Below are 19,636 nucleotides of genomic sequence, written 5' to 3' on the forward strand. Positions count from 1 at the left end.
ACAGACTAAGAGTAGATTCTAATGATCTTAGTAAGATTGCCTGTTTGTCGTGCGGCATCAAGTGCCGATCTCACCAACGACATTCATCTCACATTCACTTTAACAAAAAAGTGAGTAAGCTGATTCTCCGTCGAGAATTAACTTACTCACCTAACTTAGTCTGTTTGTCCGTCGCTATTAGCAATAGTCCCACTAAGAAACTTATTCGTAATACTAATACATTGATAGGACTCAAGACTAAACTATCAGCATCAATGAATCCGATAATTGATTCAGATCAAGGATGGCAATACCAAATGAAAGAATTTAGACAACAGTTAAAAGAACTGGGTATGACACAAAGTATTTCTAGAAAAGAAAATTGTCACGATAACGCACCAATAGAAAGTCACTTTAGTTTTCTTAAGAGAGAATGTTTGAACAGATACAAGATTAAGAATATCAAGCAATTACGACATTTAGTTAATGATTATACAGATTGGTATAATAACGAGAGAATCTCACTAAACAAAAATGGCTTGACCCCTGTTGAATACAGAAATCAAGCCATAGCAGCTTAAGGAAAACACTAAATAAAATGTCTAACATTTTTAAGGCACTTCATTTTAATTTTGGAGAAATTTTTTATAAACACCAACAAGATAGATTTTTATATGTAAGTAGATTATAAAATTAATCCGAACTCTTAATTAAAAAACTCTTAGTAAGTGCCTTACAATGATTAGTGGGCAAACAAACTATGAATAAAGACTTCTACAATAATCATAGCTCCCCCACCACAATTTGAACATGGAATAATAATCTAATTATTAATAAATGGCTGTTCCCATAATGGAATTACCAGAAGAATTTCCATTTCTAAACCAACTATTTACACTAAACCTAGTCGTTCCCATGGCACAAGCTAATACTGATTATAAGAGACGCACTGTGTATAACTGTTTTCTATCTGATGAACACAGAATTTTTTTGCCAAGAGCTACTTGCAATTAACAAGGTCTTCAGAAGAAACAGCTCTGAGCTTGTCTGTTGCATAAAATCAATATATAGTTAAATCTACCAAGGTGTTATCGATTTTGATCCTGGGCTATTGCCAGATAAGGCCAATCGAAAAAAACATATCCGAAATTCGTGGAACATTCAAAGTTTTCCAAACTATTGTGATTAGGCCAAACAGTATCAATAACCATTATAGTTTTGGCCATCGGTATGAGAACACCGTCTTCAGCGTCAAGAGGACAATCTAAGAACTGTCTAGCAACCATTATTGAATGCAAGACTGTTCTTTTGGGTTATCATGATAAATAATCGTACAAAGGAATCAATCTCTAAGACTTTTTTAATTCACGCGTCTATTTTGACATTTGTATGTTCAATCACTGTTGATTACTGAAAAGAATTCTCTAGATAAAATGGATTTAACAAGCAGTACGGTTCCCAGTATACTTTTGTTATCCATACTCACCCTGAGAGAGGAAACAACAAATATTTCAATCAAGTTAGGTATTACGAAATACTGAAAGTAATTGAATTAAACAATAGAAGGCCGTTGAAAGTATTAAATTAGTACACTGCGTTGAGACTGAGACATTTAGTTAGTACTTTTCAAAGTGTTCGGATTAAACCTGCAGCCTGCCCCTATAAATAGAAATTCTCCATATCTAATGCTAATTCACAAAACTACATTACTAATTTTAAAAAGGAATAAACAACAAGGAATCAATTTAAGATAATCAGTATTAAAACCAATATCATGATGTAAATTAATACCTAATTTTATATTATCAACTTGATACATAACTAGAATAAATTTATTGGACATATATTCCAATGGAAGAGTGTTTGTATAACAAGTATTCTCCATGAACCTTAGTTTGAAAAACATGGATTCATCACCACTAAAAAAATACACTTCTAGAAAACAGTATGACTACAAAAGAACACAGAAAAATAATGACAATATTAATTATATAAAATATACACAATGAATCTAAAGGAAAGTATGTATACATTAACTAATAAAAATTAAAATAAACGGACTCAAATAATTTGTAATAAATAAAAAGTCTCCTAATCGCGATACCTAATTAGAAGACTACAAATTCAATAACCACAATTATGATTACTTTAATTTGTTATTTAACGTACAACTTCTAGTGCTTTAACTGCCAGAACTAAAAAAGCAATAAGTTCCGTTGCAACTGAGGTAGCCGTGACTATTAATGCACCTGGCCCTCCAACACAAATCACAACTATAACTCCAGCCAATCCAATAGCAACGGGCATTCCCCAATGATCCAAAAAATCATCAGTCATAGCTAAAACTTCAACCAAAGCACCTGGAATTTCTTTTGGTTTGATGGTTGCTTGCAAAATAACCGAAAAAGCATCCTCAACCGGACCTTCCATCAATTCAAAAACTGTAACAGTTAATTTAGTGACATATTCGAAATTTGATTTTAATGTTGAAGAAATTTCCAATACTCCCTTTTTTATTTTTGAAATAAATTGCATTTTTCCAGTCTGATCAAAAATAAGTTGTCCAAAATCTGCATTAGTATTAAATGCTTTCGATAACCAACTACTCAATGCCGATGAGGATATCTTTCCGTTCTCTATCGAAATAACCCCATTATTAGAAGCATTTAAATTAACTTCCTTACTGGCCAATAAATCCACAGTTAGCCATCCAAAATTCATAAGATTCATCTTTTTTTCAAAACTGAATTTTAAATCTCCAAATAATTCATTAACTGCCTTGTGCGCGGGTATTGATACATTTTGAAATTTTCGAACACCATCATCTTTACCCGAAGAAGCAACTTGATCAATTGGTAAATCCCCAATTGAATATTCGATGAATTGATCAAACGACCAGTTATTTGGCATTTTGAAACCTAAATTACCTGAATATCCGGTTGACATGTCCGAAACGAAGCAAGACTTAGCATACCCTGCTTTCAACGCACTACTACAAACATTCCGTGTTCCGTATATCCCAATTTTAAAATCATATAAATTTTCACGTACTGCTCGGATATATGGAATAACGCTTCCTTGTATGTTACCACCTTCAATATCGACATCAACCGCAAAATAAATTGTTGATCCAGTTGGGAATCCCAATTTTAAAGCAGCACTTCTTGCCAGTCTCGCATCCTTGGCACCTTGTCCTGAAGTAAAATAACTTTGATCCCAACCACCATCTTGATAAATCGGAAAAATACTAATTCCCGCTTTATTTATTTTAGCAATTTCAGTGTTTGTTAGATTCTTATTTCTTCTTTGAGCCCCGACGCCAACTGTACCAGTCAAATATCTTCCAACGACATAAAATCCATATTTTTTTAATAATACAATTTGTCTTTCGTTTAATTGAGTTGACGTATCACATGCGATTGAATCCCTATTGGTATCTCCATTACTAGTTAAAAGACCCTTAATTACAGTTAAATCAGCAGTTTCGCTAATTGGTGACAAATTCATAAATTTTCGAAATGAAATAACCGCATCGGAAACTTTACTAGAAAATGTGCCATCAAAAGGACCTTCATAGAACCCATTAACTAACAATCCATATTGTAGAATTGTTACTGCTTCCCCAGAATCTCCTTTTCTCAACGTAGGAGTTTTATTAATTGTACCCGGACCATAAAATCCATTTGCAGTGGATGGGTCCATCCCTTCAACCGCTTGAAGTGCATATATTAATGCTGTGTTTGTATCTCTTTGATAGATTCCATCACACGGTAAAATTCCGAAATACTTGTTGTAAGAACCGTTTAAATACTGCTGCATAGATCTTATTTTTGAAGATCCACTTTGGACAAGTACGAATGCACTCATATCAAATAATGCCCTCATCAAATGTCCTGTCATCGTTCCATTAGCCGGAATTCCAGCATTTTTCTGTAATATTTCAATTGCTTTCTGAGTTTTGGCACTGAAACGCCCATCAAAATCAGATGGGCTAATTCCCTTACACCAAAATGCCCCCTGAATTAGTCTCACTATATTACTACTATAACCATTAACAAGTTTATTAAGTATATTGGAGACTCCTAATTCAGTAGCAGGACCATATCCTGAAGATACAGGGGAAATTCCAAGTTCGTGTTGCAAACCTTCTCTTAATGAATAAATTGTCTTCCATCCAGTATTGCCATTTTCTGGACAACGTTCGTATCCAGAGATTCCGGCATACTTTTTATTTACCCATTTTTGTGTTTTTAAAACCCATTCGTCCATATTAAGACCTCCGTTTCAAACAACATCAATATAGTTCAGAAATTAAAAGCAGTCCAGAATTGTGTACAACTAATAATCAATAATAAATACCAACACTTTTTTAATTTTCATTTAAAAAACGTAATACATTCTCTCGATTTTCATACAATTCTGATTATATTTATGGTATAATAGTAATTTTTAGTCTCTGACAAATAGGTTCTAATAGATTGCATCACAATAATTACACAAATATCTAACGATTGTGAGATACCTTTTGTATGACTAAATATAGTCCTAAACTGAAAAGAGAAATCGTTAACAAATATCTCAATGATAATTTGGATGTAAATTGCTTTCTAAAGAATATTTTATTCAAGACAGGTAAATCAGAAGATGGAAAGGTCCACTCTCAACGGAAAATAAACATAGAACCATTTTTGGGAAACTGAACGCCCCTACGCACTTCAATCGATTCCGGTAAGTGAATTCGATAAGGTAAAAAAACAAGCATCATAGTGATGGCACCAAATATCAAAAAATAAGTGTCAATAGGGATTAAAATAGTTAAACAAAAAAATATGGAGGAAAGCCAAAATTGGCTTTCCTCCATATTTAATTTTTTTGATGTCTCTTTTGTAACAGATTCATAATAAATCTATAAAAATAGACACCATTATATACTAAATTCAAACATGTAAAGGTGACCTATGAGAAGTCTAAATCACTCCATAAAAATCAATTCAAACTGCGTTTTTATTAATTAAATATGTTATGTACTATAACTTCCATTATCCGACCCAGACAGCATCATTCAAACGAATAAATTCGTTGGATGAAACTTTCCAAAAGCCACTGGATGTATTTACATAAGCTGCCCACTCGGTCCCTGTTGCTAACGACCTTCCAGTTTTTACCATTCTTCCCCATGGTGTGAATTTCCAGACCTCGGCATATGGACGGGCCGTAATGCGAATAGTCGTCAACAAATCTCTTTCTTGTTGTATTTCATTAGAAGCAAAGTTATTCTTTGCCGCGTAACTAATTTGATCATTTGTATAATTGTTAGCAGCATTTGTGTTAATCACTGGTGAAAGTAGAGGTTCACCGTCACGAGTACCTTCATGCATCTGCTTTGCATTAAAGTCAGTTCTTTCGTTATTTTGGTCTGCTTTTTCGTTGATCACGGATGCATTGGCATTTGATGGTCCACCAAGTATCATTCCTATGAACATCACCGATACAAGTGATGCCGTTACTAATAACTTTCGTTTCATATCCATAAATCTCCTATTCTTTTATGGTTTTAGTATTACAAAATAATGTATGTTTTTTTTATATTATATGTAAAGCCAATGTAAAGAATCCTTTACATTGTAAAGGACTAGACCCACATAAAAATAGAAACACAAATATTTTACCAGCGGTGTAAAACTTCTCTTATAAATGTAATATTGATATATGCCTTTTTATTCCCCTTAATTCATCATGACTCAGTTGCTCTATAAATTAGGAAAAGACTTATCATCATATTGAATCACTCGATATGATGATATACAAATAACTTAAATATCATTCCGATAATTCTTAATTTTTCATCAGCTGTTTTATCGGTTGTAGATGCCGGTATAACAGCTTTTTTAATGCAAAAAGCCTTTCAAAATAATGAAGTGCTCCATAAATGTTAGACAAACACCTAACATTTATGGGATATTTTTATGACCAAATATAGTTATCAATTCAAATTAAAAGTAGTTAAAGATTACCAAGAAGGAGGAGTATCCTATTTAGATTTAGCTATCAAATATTCAGTCCCTCACTCTACGATTCGTGATTGGGTTCATCATTTTGAGATAAACGGCATGTCAGGTATCAAAGTGAGAAGAGGTCATTCCAAACATACACAGGATTTCAAATTGTCCGTGGTAGACTATTATCAAACACATGATGTTGGTAATATAAAAGTGCCGCTCACTTTAATATATCCCGAAGTCAGGTCCAAAATTGGATATATCGGTATAGAAAAAAATGGTATAGTTGGCCTTCGTACAAAAACAAGAGGAAGAAAACCTATGTCTAAGAAACCAAAGAAAAGAAAAAAGCTATCTCCGACAAAGGAAAAAGCTTGCAAGCAAGAAATCACCGATTTAAAGACGAAACTTTACTACGCTGAGATGGATCGTAAATTTTTAAAAACACTAAAGACCTTGAGAGAAAACGAGCTTCGAAACTAGAAATAACCAGAATCATCCATAAGATTAGTGCTGTCTTCTCTATAAATGATCTTCAAAAGGTACGGTTTTTCAAGGTCTACGTACTATGAACGTTTAAAGCGCGATACTATGCCAGACAAATATGCCTCATTGATAATAAAGAAGTTTGAATCATCAAGACAAACATATGGCTATCGTAGGATGCACTTTGAGACAGTCAAAGCTGGATTTTCTTATTGTGAGGAAACCATCCGTAAAATTATGGGCGAGCTTGGTCTCAAGGTTGATATCTATTCAAAACATACGTCGTCTTATCATTCATACAAAGGTAAAGTTGGGTGAATAGCACCCAACACCCTTAACCAAGATTTCAGTGCAACGAAACCTTGTACTGTTCTCCATACAGATGTTACACAGGTCAAATTAATAGATGGAAAATGGGGATATATCTCAACTATTGAAGTGGGTAGATATTGTCTGTCGCTATTGATAACAGCGCTAATAAAAGACTTATCTGTAACACTTTAATAGGACTTAGATCCAAGTTGTCAACTTCAATGAATCCGATTATCCATTCTGATCAAGGATGGCAATATCAAATTGAAGAATTCAGACAACAACTAAAAGAACTCAGAATGATACAAAGTATGTCCAGAAAAGGAAACTGTCATGACAACGCTCCAATAGAAAGTCATTTCAGCCTTCTGAAACGAGAATGTTTAAACTGATACAAGATTGAGAACATCAAACAATTATGTCATTTGATTAATGACTATACGGATTGGTACAACAATGAAAGAATCTCACTATACAAAAATGGCCTGACTTCTATTGAATACACGAACCAAGCCATAGCTGCTTAGAATAAAAACTAATTTAATTGTCTGACATTTTTAAGGCACTTCATAATTTCGAGAGGTTTTTATTTTTTATAATACAAATGCTCCGACTAGTCCTGCGACTAATCCGAATGCAAAGACGCTTAATGCGGTAATTCCTAAACTCTTCCAACTTAAAACTGGTTTCAACAAAGCTAATGAAACGATGCTGACTGCAGGCAATGTCATCAGTAAGGCACCTGCTGGTCCACCAGTTAAACCTAAAGCAATCAATGCTTGAATAATTGGTATTTCACCCGCAGTTGGGATAACAAAAATTGTTCCAACTAATGCAAACAAGAGAACTGCTAACCAGCCGCTACTCAATCCGTTTTGAATAGCGGGGAAAAGTACGCCTTCAAACGTTCCTAGTAAAAAGACGATCACAACATAAGCTGGGATACTTTCAATAATCAAAGTGTAAAAAGCTTTCCACCAGCGCTTTAATAAACTCTCTGGATCTTCGTCAACTGGGTCGAAGTCAACGCCTTCAGGGACTTCAACTTGTTTTTTCGTACTTAATTGACCGACCAAGGTAGCAATCGACAATACCATTAAGATTCCAAAAACAATTCTAAAAATAGTGTATTTCCATCCCAACACTAACCCCATGAAAATCAAGGTTGCTGGGTTCAATAATGGATTGGCTAAAAAGAATGCCATGATGCTGTTGACTGAAGCCTTCGATCTTGACAATCCCACAGTCACAGGCGCTGAACAACAAGTACACATCATAGTTGGTACACCCATCAAAGTACCGATTAAGGTATTTCTGAATCTAGTTCCACCGAGATATCTGCGGACCCAACGTACTGGAATCAGCACTTGGACTAATGAGCCAACGATAATCGCTACTGCCAGTGCCTTCCAAACTGATAAAAAGTACGTGATAGTAAATGTATAACCGGTCTTTAATGAGACCCCAGCAGATTTAGCACCAACGCCAGCAATGATCGAGTCACCAACTGAATGGGTCGATGCAGCGGTAATAGCCTTTCCGTAATAAGGCCACCACTTAACGTAGAAAATCCCCAAGATAAAAATTGCAAAAAACAAGACTGCAAAAATTATTTGCTGCTTGTTTCGATGATTAGGAATCTGTCCTTCCATAATAAATCCTCCCCAAAATGTATCCGTTTTCGTACTGTTAAATTATATGATTTTTTTCATAATTTTTCTACAACTTTGTGATTATTTTCATACTGTAATCAATTTGTAAAACATTGATGTAGTATCATTTATCACTCTATAATCGATTTAAATTCAATTTATTGGCTATTTTTTTCACATTGTTTTGATCCTTGGAAGTCCTGGATTGACAACCCATTTCAGAAAAAAAGACCCGCCATATCAATGACGAGCCAAAATTATTAGATTAACAATGTCTCTCCCGTAAAATTTCTGCAGCGCTGGACATTGCGTTCATTTTCTTTTCAATTACATCGTATGAATTTAGCGAACGACTTGAGAATGTTGCAAAACCACAATCTGGATTTAACCACACTCTTTCAGGAGGCAGATACTCTAAAGCTTTTTCGGCTGAATTAACGATCGTATCCACGCTTTCGACTTCTTCGCTTCTTGGATTTACAACACCTAATCCTAAAGTAATCTTGTCCTTTAAGTCATTGTTCTCAAACAATGCTGAAATATCGCCGGCACGTGGTGTCGAGAATTCTAGCGTCAACATATTAGCATTGATCGACTCAAAGAATTTACCTAATTTATCATATGAACCTGACAACAAGGTATCCTCTTTAGTGGTCCAATTTCCACGGCAAACATGAATCGAACCCAGCGTGTCAGTTCCGTTGATCTCTTCAAACAAAGGTGCAATCAAATCATGTGCAAAATTCAATTCTCGGTCAACCTTGACCTTCGCAGATAAGGCACCTCAGTAGAATGAATTTTTAGAATCTGCATTATTAAACACAATATCCGACAAAATCGGCTCATCGATTTGGATCACGTCAACGCCGACGTCGATCAGACGATGGATCTCGTTAGTCAATAGCTTGACTACGTCTTGACCCAATTCGTGGCGATCTTCATAGAACTTGCCACTGATGTCCGGTAGCCACATCGATCTGGTCAGAAGATATGGACTTGGCAAGGTTGCCTTGATTGGATGATCAGTCATAGTCTTCATCCGTTTGATCTCTTCATAATCTAGGATGCTGTCAGTCCCAATTTTATCGACTGCAACTGGATTATGAATATTGGTATCACTTGCGTCCATCGACTTAACGCTCTCTTCAAAGCTTTTCTTATCAGTAGTCTTTTCGGCCATTTCTTCCAGTGACATCAGCTTAACGCCCTTGACCTTATTGGCAACAAATGACATGTAATTGTCACGAGATAACTCTCCATCAACGATTACGTCGATGCCTGAATCCTCTTCCAATTTAACAACGTCTTCCGTGTCTTTGAGCAACGTCTTTTGAAAGGCATCCTCATCACCATTTTTACGTGCATCAAGCAATTCCTTACTTCTGGGCATGCTTCCCATCAATGAAGTTGTGAACGGTTTGAATTTCAAGATAGTTCCTCCTTTCAGTTTTCATTAATTAAAATTTAGTCCTCACACGTAATAACACCATAAAGCTTGAATACTTTATGGTGTCATTAACTCATGCTAATTTTTTAACACAATCTGTTTATGGATGTACAAGCGTATTGTCAGAAGCTAGGATATCAACAACTTCTGGCATTGTTGTGATTCCGCCAACACCAATTTGGTCTCCCATTTCGTAGTAATCTGTACAAATACCACAAGAAAGTACATTTACGCCACTGTCAGCTAGTGCCTTTAAATCATTGAGTGATTCGGCATTCTTTTTAGCCAACTTAACTCCCAAGCCATACATAACTAAGTTTTCTGGTTTCTCTTTTCTCTCAGTCAATGTATGGATAAATGCGAGCATCAGATTTTCCGTTAATGCTTTGTCTCCTGATCCCATTTCAGTACTAGTTAATAACACATCGTAAGCCATAAATATTCTCCCCTTTTCTTGATTTACAAGTTCATTGTATCACAAAGATGGCTTTTTAAAAACGCTTTCATAAAACGATATGTAATCCCTTTTTGTTGCCAGAAAAGTAATTGGAAAATATAAATATTTTTGTGAAAAATTGAACTAGATTTTTCAAAATAAAAAAAATACAAGCATAATTGCTCGTATCTTTTTATTCTGTAACATCTCGATCATCATAATTACGATTAACTAAATAAACTGCTATCAGCATCACTGCAATGATTGCAACTATCCAGACGAGGAGTTGATAATGGCTTTCGATCAAAGCTGCTCCTCCGCATGAATAAATGATGGCCATTGGTAAACTCCCGATCACTGTCGCAATGACAATTGATTTTCTTGAAAGTTTCACATCTGAGACTGTCAAACTGATCACTGAAGTTGGAATAAACGGGATCATGTAGCCTAAAATGATACCTATCATGGGATATTTGATTTTCTGTATTGCCTTGATTATCCGTGGAGTCTTTTTAACATCAGCTTTCTCATGAAAATACATGAAGATTCGTTGGGCTAATAAGTTCCCAGCGATGATTCCGATTGCGTTGATCAGAGAACCAACCACTTGGCCAAAAACGACGCCAGTTAAAATCGCCACGACTGAAACTGGCGTGCCAGGAACGATCGAAAATCCAGCTAACAGAAAAAATAATAAAATAGCATCTGTTGGTGTTTGCTTTCGTAATTGACTCAAAAAATCCATTTGGTTCAAAGACGACATTGCCGCAGTAATGGTCTTAAATTCCCTCACTCCAAAAAACACCAACAGTATCACCAATATTACCGCCAGTATAATCATGAGTTTCTTTGATCTTTTTAACGTCATATGATCCCCTACTATCTATAAATAACTATGACTTCAGTATAAACAAAAAAGCATTCAAATAAACTGAATGCTTGAGTAATAATAATAAATTTATGCGATTTTAACTAACGCTATCAACAGTATATGTTTCAATTGGCAATTCTGTCATGCATTGTTTCATGAAACGATGTAGTTCTTGGTTGGTCAACAATTTCATATCAAAGATTTTATGCGATTTTTTGCAGCTGACCATTTTTCCAGAGCTTTGTTCAATATACATTGTTGTAGTGGATTTGTCCGTATTTCTGACTACCTGAAGTCTTAAGAATTTATCTTTGCTATAGTGTTTTTCAAATTCTTGTACAAACTGATCTGTTTCTCTCATCATAATCACCCTTACTTTTACTCAACCTTCCTGAGTGAAATCAATCGTAAATAGAATTATTTTTAAATGGATTAATATAATTTTATTTATCTACAACATTATAATAACTTATCACTAGATAAATATTAGGTCATTTTTTGTAAAAAATATTTGTGGTATATTCATTGAATTTAAATAATTATTTTTATTAATTTACCAAAATGGTCTAACAAATATCGTTGTAATATCAGGCTATGAACAAATTGGACTAGTTAATGATATATATGTTAATTTTGTTCATAATTCACGTCTAATCCTGTCAATAAACGGTGATTTTGAGCGAAAACTAGATAGAGTTTTTCTGAAATGGTCTATTTCAAGATCGGTAAATATATTTATTCAAACATAGTAGTTTTAAATCACTAAACGGTCATAAAATGTGGTTGTTCTCAGATAGAGGTACTTGTGGTTTCTACCAACGATCATAGTATTTCGATTGAGGACTACTAAAGCAATTTGTTTGTAATTTCAAATATTATTTCATGTGTTTCTCCCCAATAATTTCTCGCCCTCTTTTATTCAAAGAGGACTTTTTTATGCACTTTTCATCAATTTTAATTAGATAAATTGACTAATACTTTCTGTTATTTTAAAATAATGGCAATTAATAAACCAAGTATTTCGTGTTCAGATTGTCCAAACACTGATGACAGTAAAAGCTGAATGTATGGGGGAGATTACGATGACCAAGATCAAAGATTTCTTCAGAAAAATGTTTCGGATCAGTAAAACTATTAGAAGTGTCAAAGAACGGGAGATACTCTCGGAATTAGAAGCAGAGAATCGTAAATAAGCTACGTATAGTTAATGCCCACACCAATAAGGTGTGGGCATTTTTGGTATACATCATAGTTGGCAGCATTATTTTGGAAAGACTTGTTTTTAGTAGTTTTTCAACTGTAATTTCCTTTTTAAAAAAATATTGGTCTAATTAATCTTGAAATCTCTCAAAATTTTATTTATTTTTTTGATTCATTTTTATAGTTTATTTTGTAAATAAAGTGTAATATTATTTTAATATAAAATTTATCATGCGATATATGGTTTTAAGGGGGTAAAAATCATACATATCTTTACCAATGTGTTGCTAGTGCTCTCACTGACGACATTCATTTGTTATTTACTGTGGTTCTCGATCTTCAATTTTGAAAGGGTTCGAAATGTTAAAAGTCATAAGGGTAACGACCAATATGATTTATACATCATGGTGCCCTTACTCAACGAGGAAAACACCATTTTCTCATATGTTAACAACTTGATTAATGAACTAAATTCGGTGCATTCCACAATTCGGCCAAACATCGTTTTGATCGATGATGCCTCAAGTGACCGAACATTAGAGAACTTACACATCATCCGTGATGCCACTATGGGTATCCGGACTAACGTTTACGTATTGGAACGAAAATTTCCAAACGCACAACAAGGAAAAGGCGCTTCATTAAATTACGGTCTGGATTTTATTTCCAGCCTTGAACATCAATACGACCAACAACATACCATTATCGGAATTATCGATGCTGATGGTTTCATGTCATCAAAAGATATGACCAATATTATAGGTACATTTGAAAACAATCCGGTCGGCATGGTGCAAAGTGCCGTAGCCATGAATCGTCGTGAATATAACTGGCTATCAAGGATGCAGGATACCGAATTTTTAGGGGCCAACTCTTTCATGCAAGAAAGTCGCAATCGTCTTGGCCAGGCTATTGCCAGTGGAAATGGACAATTTCTCACCATGGAAATGGCTCTAAATGTCCGTTGGGGAAATTCGTTATTAGAGGACTTCGAATTCACTGTCAGAGGCCTGTTTCAAAACTATCGAGCAATCTTCTTACCTAGCGCAATCGTTTGCAATCCTGGTTGCGATAACCTTACTGATTTTGATGACTGTTGCAACTTGGAAAGGTTCTACCATGACTGGAGACCTTGGATTGGCGATTTTTTCAATGATCCTAGTTAGTTCGCTGTTGTTTGCCTTTGCATATTTAACCGCCTCATATATCAGCGACAAATCATTTGTTTTCTTAGTTCTAGTGTTACTGGCAATCGCTTTGATAAAAGTTTTCCTCGTCTTGACCTATCGGATCGGACCCACATCTGATTATTGGAATTACCATTATTTAGCATATGCTAGAGCTTCGGGAATTCCTTGGACACGTAACATGCTAGGCGTTAATTCATCATGGCCACATGTATTGAATATCGCCTTTCTATACTCGATCCCATACTCATTAATTGGGACTAACTTCATCACTTCTCAAATTCTAAATATCGTGATCACATTCTTTGACGGACTACTATTTTACAAATTATGTGCATCGATCATAAATAAACAAGCTGGAATTTTCTCAGCATTAATTTTTTCACTAATTCCATCTTACTTTTTATACAGTATTTTAAATGGCGCCGAACCGATGTTTTTAACATTTGCCTTGGGGCTATTGATCACGTTTAATACTTTCTTTAGTCGGACTGAAAATAGTTCTAATTTAAGATGGTTCACTAGTGTACTCAGTATGACTGTCTTATCGATACTCGCCTACATGGTCAGACCGACAATCACGATTTGGTTAGTCGCCGGCCTCCTTTTCTTAATGTTTAAACGCGATACGAAAAAAATTCCGGCAATATTAAGATTAAAACGCTACCTTTACTACTTTGGATTTTTCGCAGTCTTTATGGTCTTTAGTTCATTATCGGCTAATATTTATTCAGCAGTTTACGGACTTCAGCTAGGTTCAAATCAGACTTTAAACAAATATAGTTTAGCAACTGGTACATCGCCAGAAACATCAGGTGCTTACGATAAAAGTATTTACGGCATCATGAATGACAACTATAAGAAATATTCCGATCAAACTGATATGGACAAGCATATTGATTCCGAGCTTAATCGTAGGATTCACGACAATGTAAATAATTTGAACACTCATGGAAAATGGGGAATCTTCCTCGATCAAAAATATACTCGGTTCGCTGCTGAAGACTACGGTTACGACTGGCTGCTATACAACACTTATAAGAACAATCGTCATGCTGCTACCTTCTATTCTATGAAAAAACCATTGGTTTCATTATCGGTCATTTTCTTTGAGTTTATCTTAGTGTCAGCAATTATCACGATGAGTTTTATCTTATTATTTGCACCAGTACTACCGCGTGGAGTTCTGATTCAAAACAAATTATTTTATTTTTCATTGTTGCTAGATGGCTTTATTCTAGGTTCAATGATCTTTGAAGTTCAGGGTCGTTACCATTCAATTCTCTATATCCCACTGATTTTAATACTTGGTTTGGGAGTGCAAATACTTACTGAACGGTCCCATAAATGGAATTTAACTTTGACGATATAAATAAAAAGAAGTCGAGATCAATGATCTCGGCTTCTTTTTTCCCAAATGTTTAACTAAATAATATGCTGGAAACAAAATTATGACATTAGTTTGATGATGTCAATCCACTGAACAATGATGAGAACAATGAACTGAAGGCTGAACCAATACTAGAATTAAATGTGGACAATGATGACCATAGATTTGATAATAGTGTCATAATATTTGCTCCTAACTTATTAAATTTGTTGTACAACGCATTTATATTAGCACTTTGCAAAAATCATATCAAATAAATTCCGGTTTTTCGCAATTAATCGCCATAATCATAATATATTCTTAAATCGAATTAAATCATCAAAAATACGAACATGATACTTAATTAATTTTGACTATAAACAAAAATCCCCCTACTCATAAAAATGAATAGGGGAATCTTTGTGTTGGTAAAAAGGTATTACATGTACTACCGAAAAACTATGAATCTTTGATAAATGAATCTCATTTATCTAATTACATTATCGCTATTTCGGAAATATATGTCTACATTTTTAACCTAAATTTAAATAAAATAATTCAAATATAATGGTGCTGTAACACAAATTACAACTATGTTAATAAATGTAATGATATAAGCAATGATAGCGCTTTTTATTTGGAAAATTGCACGTAATTTGACATTGCTTTCCCCGATCGTTCTCGTAGATAATATCCATCAAACGGAAGTTGTTTAGATGCTTCATTTAAAATTACATTCACTGAAGTTGTATTCATTGGTGAAATTGAGTAGATCCGTTTCATTTCATCTTCAGCGGGTTTATTTTGTTTAATAAATATTGATGATTGATCTAATAAATCGTTATTTACGACTTCTAGACTATTAAACGTGTCCTTGTTATATCCCTTTTTGAATTCGCTAATAAAATCGTCCAAAATTACTTTATTCATATAAACACCCCTAGCAAATATTATACGAACATACGTTTGCTTTGGCAACAAAAAATCGGAACATTTTTAATCGCTCCGATTTTGCACTTCCACAATAAACTCCATGATACTCGAGAATTATTCAAATGAAAGTCTTGTATTTTTAATATTGGACTGCTAAGGAATAGATCTGACTGGCCATCGGTTTGTTGTCATTAGCCAGTCTTTGGTAATTGCTCATCACTACAACAGCAGTCTGTCCATCGTCAGAAATATGAACAACTGATTGAAAACCATAACCCCATCCATTAGCTGAATGACTGGCGTGATTATTGTAAAATCCACCACCGTAAGTACTGATGCTGGCAGGCACAAATAAGATCTGACGTGATTCTTTGGTCAACATATTTCCAGAAACAATGTAATTTTCCAATTTAAACAAATCATGTGGACTCATAAATACTTGACCTGTACCCAATTCATCCCTAGTTTCAAATGGCTTCGTAATGTAAGGATTATGATAATTCAAATCAGGAGACAATGGGTTTCTATTCGTATATCCTTGAGCTTTATTGACGCCATGAGAAGATCCATATGCAAAAGTAGTCTGTTTTAAATGCAGCTTGTCGATATATTCTTTCGTAAAGACTTGTTTATAAGTTTTGTGAGTTACCTTCTCGACGATTCTTGCTAACAAAACGAAATTGATTGGCGAATATTGCCACTTGTTCAGCATAACTTTACTAAAGGTAATGCTGCCGATATCCGAATCAACAATCTTGTTGTCTGGCAATACTTTTTTCGGACCGTTTCCTGGCAACACTAATCCAGACTTCATGTCTAACATTTGACGTAAAGTGATTAAATTTCCTCCGGGAATATTAGGAAAATATTTGTTCAAGTGATCATTCAAATTAATCTTCCCTTGTTCAACTAGTTTCATAATTAATCCGGCCGTTAAATTTTTTTGAATCGAATCGATCTCATAAGTCATATTGCTGTTATTTTTTATCTTTTGAGATTTATTTGCGTAACCAACACTCTTAGTGTAGAGAGGCTTTCCATCTTCCATGACTAAAACTGAACCACAAAAATTATTCTTTTTTAATAAAGCATCCACTTTGCGATTAAAATCCGGATCGCCATTTTTTACAATTGGCGTCTGCTCAGTTTGGTCATCATATTCGTCCGCCAAAGCCACGGATGGCATGGTAACTACTGGTGATAATAGTGCAACGACGGCTGTTGTCATAGCCAAAACACGTACAAATTTTTTCATAACTATTCTTCCTAAGTCATAAAATCTTTTATCAACAACATTATAAAATTAGTTTCAAAAAATCACACGTTATAGGCTCGCCAATTTTAATTTACTTGCTAGTTTAGATTTAATACCTAATCTGCCTGATATGGTAAAATGTATCCAATAAACCCAAAGGAGAAAATAATGATCGCATTAATTATCATTGTTATTTTAGTATTACTAGTTGTAGCTTATGTTGCAATGTACAACGGTTTGGTTAAATATCGTAACCGTGCTCAAGAATTTAGTTCTCAAATTGACGTGCAATTAAAACGTCGGACAGACTTGATCCCAAACTTGGTCGAAACTGTTAAGGGATATGCTACCCACGAACAAGAAACTTTGACCAAGGTTGTCCAATCACGAAATCAATTGGTCGCAGCTGACTCAGCCTCTGACAAAGCTCAAGCCGATAACGCCTTAACGGGTGCCTTGAGACAAGTATTTGCTTTGTCAGAAAGTTATCCTAATTTAAAAGCTGATACTGAGTTCCAAAAATTAATGGAAGAACTTTCAAATACAGAAAACAAAGTTTCATATGCCCGTCAAGCTTACAATAGTCAAGTTCAACAATATGACACAGCTATTGAGACGTTCCCACGTAATATTATCGCTGGGATCCACCATTTCCAAAACATCGACTTTATTTCTATTCCTGAAGCCGATAAAGAAGTACCAAAGGTTAAATTTTAAACTTTAGGAGAAAATAATGCTCTACCAGCAAATTGATAGTAATAAAAGAAAAACTTACTTAATATTTGTAATTTTCTTCTTGATCTTGGCTGCATTAGGCAGTTTTATCGGCTATTTTTTCATTGACAATATTTGGTATGGAATTGCTTTTTCACTAATAATCGCACTGGTTTATGCATTGATCACGTATTTCCAATCGACCAGTATTGTTATGTCGATGAACAATGCCAAGAAGGTCAATTCTGAACAAGAGGCTCCGGAGCTGTGGCATATTATCGAAGATATGTCGATGGTGGCACAGATACCTTTTCCTGAGATCTACATCATTGAAGACCCTAGTCCTAACGCTTTTGCCACTGGACGAGATCCACAACACGCCGCAGTTGCAGTAACTAGAGGTCTTTATGACATGATGAATCGTGAAGAACTTGAAGGTGTCATGGCCCATGAGATATCCCATGTTAAAAATTTTGATATTCGAGTTTCCACAATATCGGTCGCCTTATCTTCTGCCATCATCTTGATTTGTAGTTTGATCGGTAATGCCTATCGTTTCGTTCTTCCATTTGGAGACGATGACGACGACCGCAATGGCAGCTGGATTGCTGTCAGAGCTGTGCTATGGCTGGTCGGTCTGGTGTTTATGATCCTTGGACCAATTATTGCCAACTTAGTTCAGATGGCAATTTCTCGAAATCGAGAATATTTGGCCGACGTTTCAGGAGCTAATCTAACTCAGAATCCACAAGGTTTGATTGACGCACTCAAAAAGTTGCAGAGTTACGATCAACCAATGAAAAATGTTGACGATGCCAGTGCTGCACTATACTTTTCTGATCCTAAGAAAAAACGTAGCTTTGCTGACTGGTTCGACACGCATCCACCTTTAGATAAAAGAATTGAAAGATTACAAAAAGCATTTATGTAAACAAAAACACGAGTGAGAAAATAAATTCTCACTCGTGTTTTTTGGTTAAAAAATACTCTTTCGATAATATACGACGACTCCGATCACTCCTGCTAATAAAACTACGCCAGAAGCAATTAAAACTGGGTGATTAGTGTCTTTTTTAGTTTTCTTATCCTTATCAGGATAAATCACTGAATCACCATCGTCAGATGATTTATCTTTTTTAGGTGAATTTTTAGAATTCAATTTAACAGGCTTTTTGATCGTCACCTTTTTTTCTGACTGATCAGTATTTTGGTCACCTGGATTGGCTGAATCATTGTTAGCCGCTTGTCCATCGGAACTATTAGCTGCATCCCCGTTGCCACCATCGGCACTCGCTTGATTAGCTCCCGAATTACCGCTGTTCAATGCCGGCACATTCAAAAATTTAAGATATACGATTGTATCCATATTTACATTGGCGACCTTGACATCCAAATGCATTGTCACTGGAATCAGCTTATTTAAGTCTGTGGTAGTAAATTTAAATGAAGCCCCATGAGCATTGTTGACGATTTGGCCATCGCCATTATTGATACTAGTATACGTCACAGGATGCGAACCAATCCAAGCTGGGACTGATGACGTCATTGACACGTAGTATTTACCATCTTGAATAATCACATTGGCAGGTTTATCCATGTACTGATCAGCATGACTTGTTTCCCCATTCGGCTGCAAAACCTGATATTGCAGTGAAACTGCATCAGCCTTATTCGACCATAACAAGATGCTGACTAAGAATAACGACAGGGCTAAGCCAATCGAAATCAGTCTATTCTTTCTCATAATAATCCCTCTTCACATAACTAATACAATTATTTTACTAGACAAACATTAA

The 19,636-nt window shown here is 35.0% G+C and carries 19 protein-coding genes; 9 read left to right on the forward strand and 10 right to left on the reverse strand.

The window, feature by feature from the left end; all coding sequences use genetic code 11:
• Positions 1-296: 296 nt before the first annotated feature.
• Positions 297-560 carry an IS3 family transposase gene (locus LKF16_RS03130; protein ID WP_291468555.1) on the forward strand — a complete coding sequence of 88 codons (264 nt, stop codon included), beginning with the start codon at positions 297-299 and terminating at the stop codon, positions 558-560.
• 1,579 nt (positions 561-2,139) lie between these two features.
• Here the strand turns inward: LKF16_RS03130 and LKF16_RS03135 are convergent.
• Together LKF16_RS03135 and LKF16_RS03140 are read right to left on the reverse strand one after the other, a co-directional pair.
• Positions 2,140-4,248 (reverse strand): glycoside hydrolase domain-containing protein, encoded by a 2,109-nt coding sequence (locus tag LKF16_RS03135; protein WP_291468556.1) that lies wholly within the window; start codon positions 4,246-4,248, stop codon positions 2,140-2,142.
• Positions 4,249-5,018: 770 nt separating this feature from the next.
• Positions 5,019-5,504 (reverse strand): hypothetical protein, encoded by a 486-nt coding sequence (locus LKF16_RS03140; RefSeq protein WP_291468558.1) that lies wholly within the window; start codon positions 5,502-5,504, stop codon positions 5,019-5,021.
• A gap of 441 nt (positions 5,505-5,945) precedes the next feature.
• Here LKF16_RS03140 and LKF16_RS03145 point away from each other — a divergent pair, with 441 nt between their 5' ends.
• The 4 genes from LKF16_RS03145 (at position 5,946) to LKF16_RS13055 (ending at position 7,303) form a co-directional block, all read left to right on the forward strand.
• Positions 5,946-6,461: a transposase gene (locus LKF16_RS03145; RefSeq protein ID WP_291468560.1), complete on the forward strand. Its 516-nt coding sequence runs from the start codon at positions 5,946-5,948 to the stop codon at positions 6,459-6,461.
• Positions 6,462-6,569: 108 nt separating this feature from the next.
• A complete protein-coding gene (locus LKF16_RS03150) occupies positions 6,570-6,782 on the forward strand; it encodes an IS3 family transposase (RefSeq protein WP_291711365.1) in 213 nt (70 codons plus the stop codon).
• 131 nt (positions 6,783-6,913) lie between these two features.
• Positions 6,914-7,168: a DDE-type integrase/transposase/recombinase gene (locus tag LKF16_RS13050; RefSeq protein ID WP_434735155.1), complete on the forward strand. Its 255-nt coding sequence runs from the start codon at positions 6,914-6,916 to the stop codon at positions 7,166-7,168.
• Positions 7,169-7,183: 15 nt separating this feature from the next.
• Positions 7,184-7,303: an IS3 family transposase gene (locus tag LKF16_RS13055; protein WP_363305295.1), complete on the forward strand. Its 120-nt coding sequence runs from the start codon at positions 7,184-7,186 to the stop codon at positions 7,301-7,303.
• Positions 7,304-7,369: 66 nt separating this feature from the next.
• On the opposite strand, the gene LKF16_RS03160 is transcribed toward LKF16_RS13055, so the two are convergent.
• The 5 genes from LKF16_RS03160 to LKF16_RS03180 all read right to left on the reverse strand — a co-directional run bounded on the left by LKF16_RS03160 (position 7,370) and on the right by LKF16_RS03180 (position 11,543).
• Positions 7,370-8,428, reverse strand: coding sequence for a permease (locus LKF16_RS03160; RefSeq protein WP_291468562.1), 1,059 nt, complete (start codon positions 8,426-8,428; stop codon positions 7,370-7,372).
• A gap of 265 nt (positions 8,429-8,693) precedes the next feature.
• Positions 8,694-9,827 (reverse strand): cobalamin-independent methionine synthase II family protein, encoded by a 1,134-nt coding sequence (locus LKF16_RS03165; RefSeq protein ID WP_291469388.1) that lies wholly within the window; start codon positions 9,825-9,827, stop codon positions 8,694-8,696.
• Between the two features lie 148 nt (positions 9,828-9,975).
• Positions 9,976-10,311, reverse strand: coding sequence for a preprotein translocase subunit TatB (locus LKF16_RS03170; RefSeq protein ID WP_291468564.1), 336 nt, complete (start codon positions 10,309-10,311; stop codon positions 9,976-9,978).
• A 193-nt stretch (positions 10,312-10,504) separates the two neighbouring features.
• The gene (locus LKF16_RS03175) at positions 10,505-11,104 is read right to left on the reverse strand and encodes a TVP38/TMEM64 family protein (protein ID WP_291468566.1); all 600 of its coding nucleotides are present in this window, start codon (positions 11,102-11,104) and stop codon (positions 10,505-10,507) included.
• 175 nt (positions 11,105-11,279) lie between these two features.
• Positions 11,280-11,543: a hypothetical protein gene (locus LKF16_RS03180; protein WP_291468568.1), complete on the reverse strand. Its 264-nt coding sequence runs from the start codon at positions 11,541-11,543 to the stop codon at positions 11,280-11,282.
• A 1,243-nt stretch (positions 11,544-12,786) separates the two neighbouring features.
• On the opposite strand from LKF16_RS03180, the gene LKF16_RS03185 reads away from it, so the two are divergent.
• Positions 12,787-13,548 (forward strand): glycosyltransferase, encoded by a 762-nt coding sequence (locus tag LKF16_RS03185; protein ID WP_291468570.1) that lies wholly within the window; start codon positions 12,787-12,789, stop codon positions 13,546-13,548.
• Entirely contained in the window at positions 13,520-14,941 is a 1,422-nt protein-coding gene (locus LKF16_RS03190; protein WP_291472670.1) for a glycosyltransferase family 39 protein, read from the forward strand. Before LKF16_RS03185 ends, LKF16_RS03190 begins: the two co-directional genes overlap by 29 nt.
• A 630-nt stretch (positions 14,942-15,571) precedes the next feature.
• Here LKF16_RS03190 and LKF16_RS03195 read toward each other — a convergent pair.
• Together LKF16_RS03195 and LKF16_RS03200 are read right to left on the reverse strand one after the other, a co-directional pair.
• A complete protein-coding gene (locus tag LKF16_RS03195; RefSeq protein ID WP_291468574.1) occupies positions 15,572-15,868 on the reverse strand; it encodes a hypothetical protein in 297 nt (98 codons plus the stop codon).
• Between the two features lie 142 nt (positions 15,869-16,010).
• Positions 16,011-17,126 carry a serine hydrolase domain-containing protein gene (locus tag LKF16_RS03200; protein WP_291468576.1) on the reverse strand — a complete coding sequence of 372 codons (1,116 nt, stop codon included), beginning with the start codon at positions 17,124-17,126 and terminating at the stop codon, positions 16,011-16,013.
• 168 nt (positions 17,127-17,294) lie between these two features.
• On the opposite strand from LKF16_RS03200, the gene LKF16_RS03205 reads away from it, so the two are divergent.
• Both LKF16_RS03205 and htpX read left to right on the forward strand, forming a co-directional pair.
• A complete protein-coding gene (locus LKF16_RS03205) occupies positions 17,295-17,843 on the forward strand; it encodes a LemA family protein (RefSeq protein ID WP_291468578.1) in 549 nt (182 codons plus the stop codon).
• A 16-nt stretch (positions 17,844-17,859) separates the two neighbouring features.
• Positions 17,860-18,771, forward strand: coding sequence for a zinc metalloprotease HtpX (gene htpX / locus LKF16_RS03210; RefSeq protein ID WP_291468580.1), 912 nt, complete (start codon positions 17,860-17,862; stop codon positions 18,769-18,771).
• Positions 18,772-18,816: 45 nt separating this feature from the next.
• Here the strand turns inward: htpX and LKF16_RS03215 are convergent, their stop codons facing one another.
• Positions 18,817-19,584, reverse strand: a complete 768-nt coding sequence (locus LKF16_RS03215; protein ID WP_291468582.1) for an NEAT domain-containing protein — start codon at positions 19,582-19,584, stop codon at positions 18,817-18,819.
• Between the last annotated feature and the right edge of the window lie 52 nt (positions 19,585-19,636).

It is taken from the genome of Companilactobacillus sp., assembly GCF_022484265.1.
Taxonomy (GTDB): domain Bacteria; phylum Bacillota; class Bacilli; order Lactobacillales; family Lactobacillaceae; genus Companilactobacillus.

Excerpts from the sequence above, each read along its gene's own strand:
- LKF16_RS03130 (WP_291468555.1), top strand. The coding sequence starts at position 297 with ATGAAAGAATTTAGACAACAGTTAAAAGAACTGGGTATGACACAAAGT.
- LKF16_RS03135 (WP_291468556.1), bottom strand. The coding sequence starts at position 4,248 with ATGGACGAATGGGTTTTAAAAACACAAAAATGGGTAAATAAAAAGTAT.
- LKF16_RS03140 (WP_291468558.1), bottom strand. The coding sequence starts at position 5,504 with ATGAAACGAAAGTTATTAGTAACGGCATCACTTGTATCGGTGATGTTC.
- LKF16_RS03145 (WP_291468560.1), top strand. The coding sequence starts at position 5,946 with ATGACCAAATATAGTTATCAATTCAAATTAAAAGTAGTTAAAGATTAC.
- LKF16_RS03150 (WP_291711365.1), top strand. The coding sequence starts at position 6,570 with ATGCCAGACAAATATGCCTCATTGATAATAAAGAAGTTTGAATCATCA.
- LKF16_RS03160 (WP_291468562.1), bottom strand. The coding sequence starts at position 8,428 with ATGGAAGGACAGATTCCTAATCATCGAAACAAGCAGCAAATAATTTTT.
- LKF16_RS03170 (WP_291468564.1), bottom strand. The coding sequence starts at position 10,311 with ATGGCTTACGATGTGTTATTAACTAGTACTGAAATGGGATCAGGAGAC.
- LKF16_RS03180 (WP_291468568.1), bottom strand. The coding sequence starts at position 11,543 with ATGAGAGAAACAGATCAGTTTGTACAAGAATTTGAAAAACACTATAGC.
- LKF16_RS03185 (WP_291468570.1), top strand. The coding sequence starts at position 12,787 with ATGGTGCCCTTACTCAACGAGGAAAACACCATTTTCTCATATGTTAAC.
- LKF16_RS03195 (WP_291468574.1), bottom strand. The coding sequence starts at position 15,868 with ATGAATAAAGTAATTTTGGACGATTTTATTAGCGAATTCAAAAAGGGA.
- LKF16_RS03200 (WP_291468576.1), bottom strand. The coding sequence starts at position 17,126 with ATGAAAAAATTTGTACGTGTTTTGGCTATGACAACAGCCGTCGTTGCA.
- LKF16_RS03205 (WP_291468578.1), top strand. The coding sequence starts at position 17,295 with ATGATCGCATTAATTATCATTGTTATTTTAGTATTACTAGTTGTAGCT.
- htpX (WP_291468580.1), top strand. The coding sequence starts at position 17,860 with ATGCTCTACCAGCAAATTGATAGTAATAAAAGAAAAACTTACTTAATA.
- LKF16_RS03215 (WP_291468582.1), bottom strand. The coding sequence starts at position 19,584 with ATGAGAAAGAATAGACTGATTTCGATTGGCTTAGCCCTGTCGTTATTC.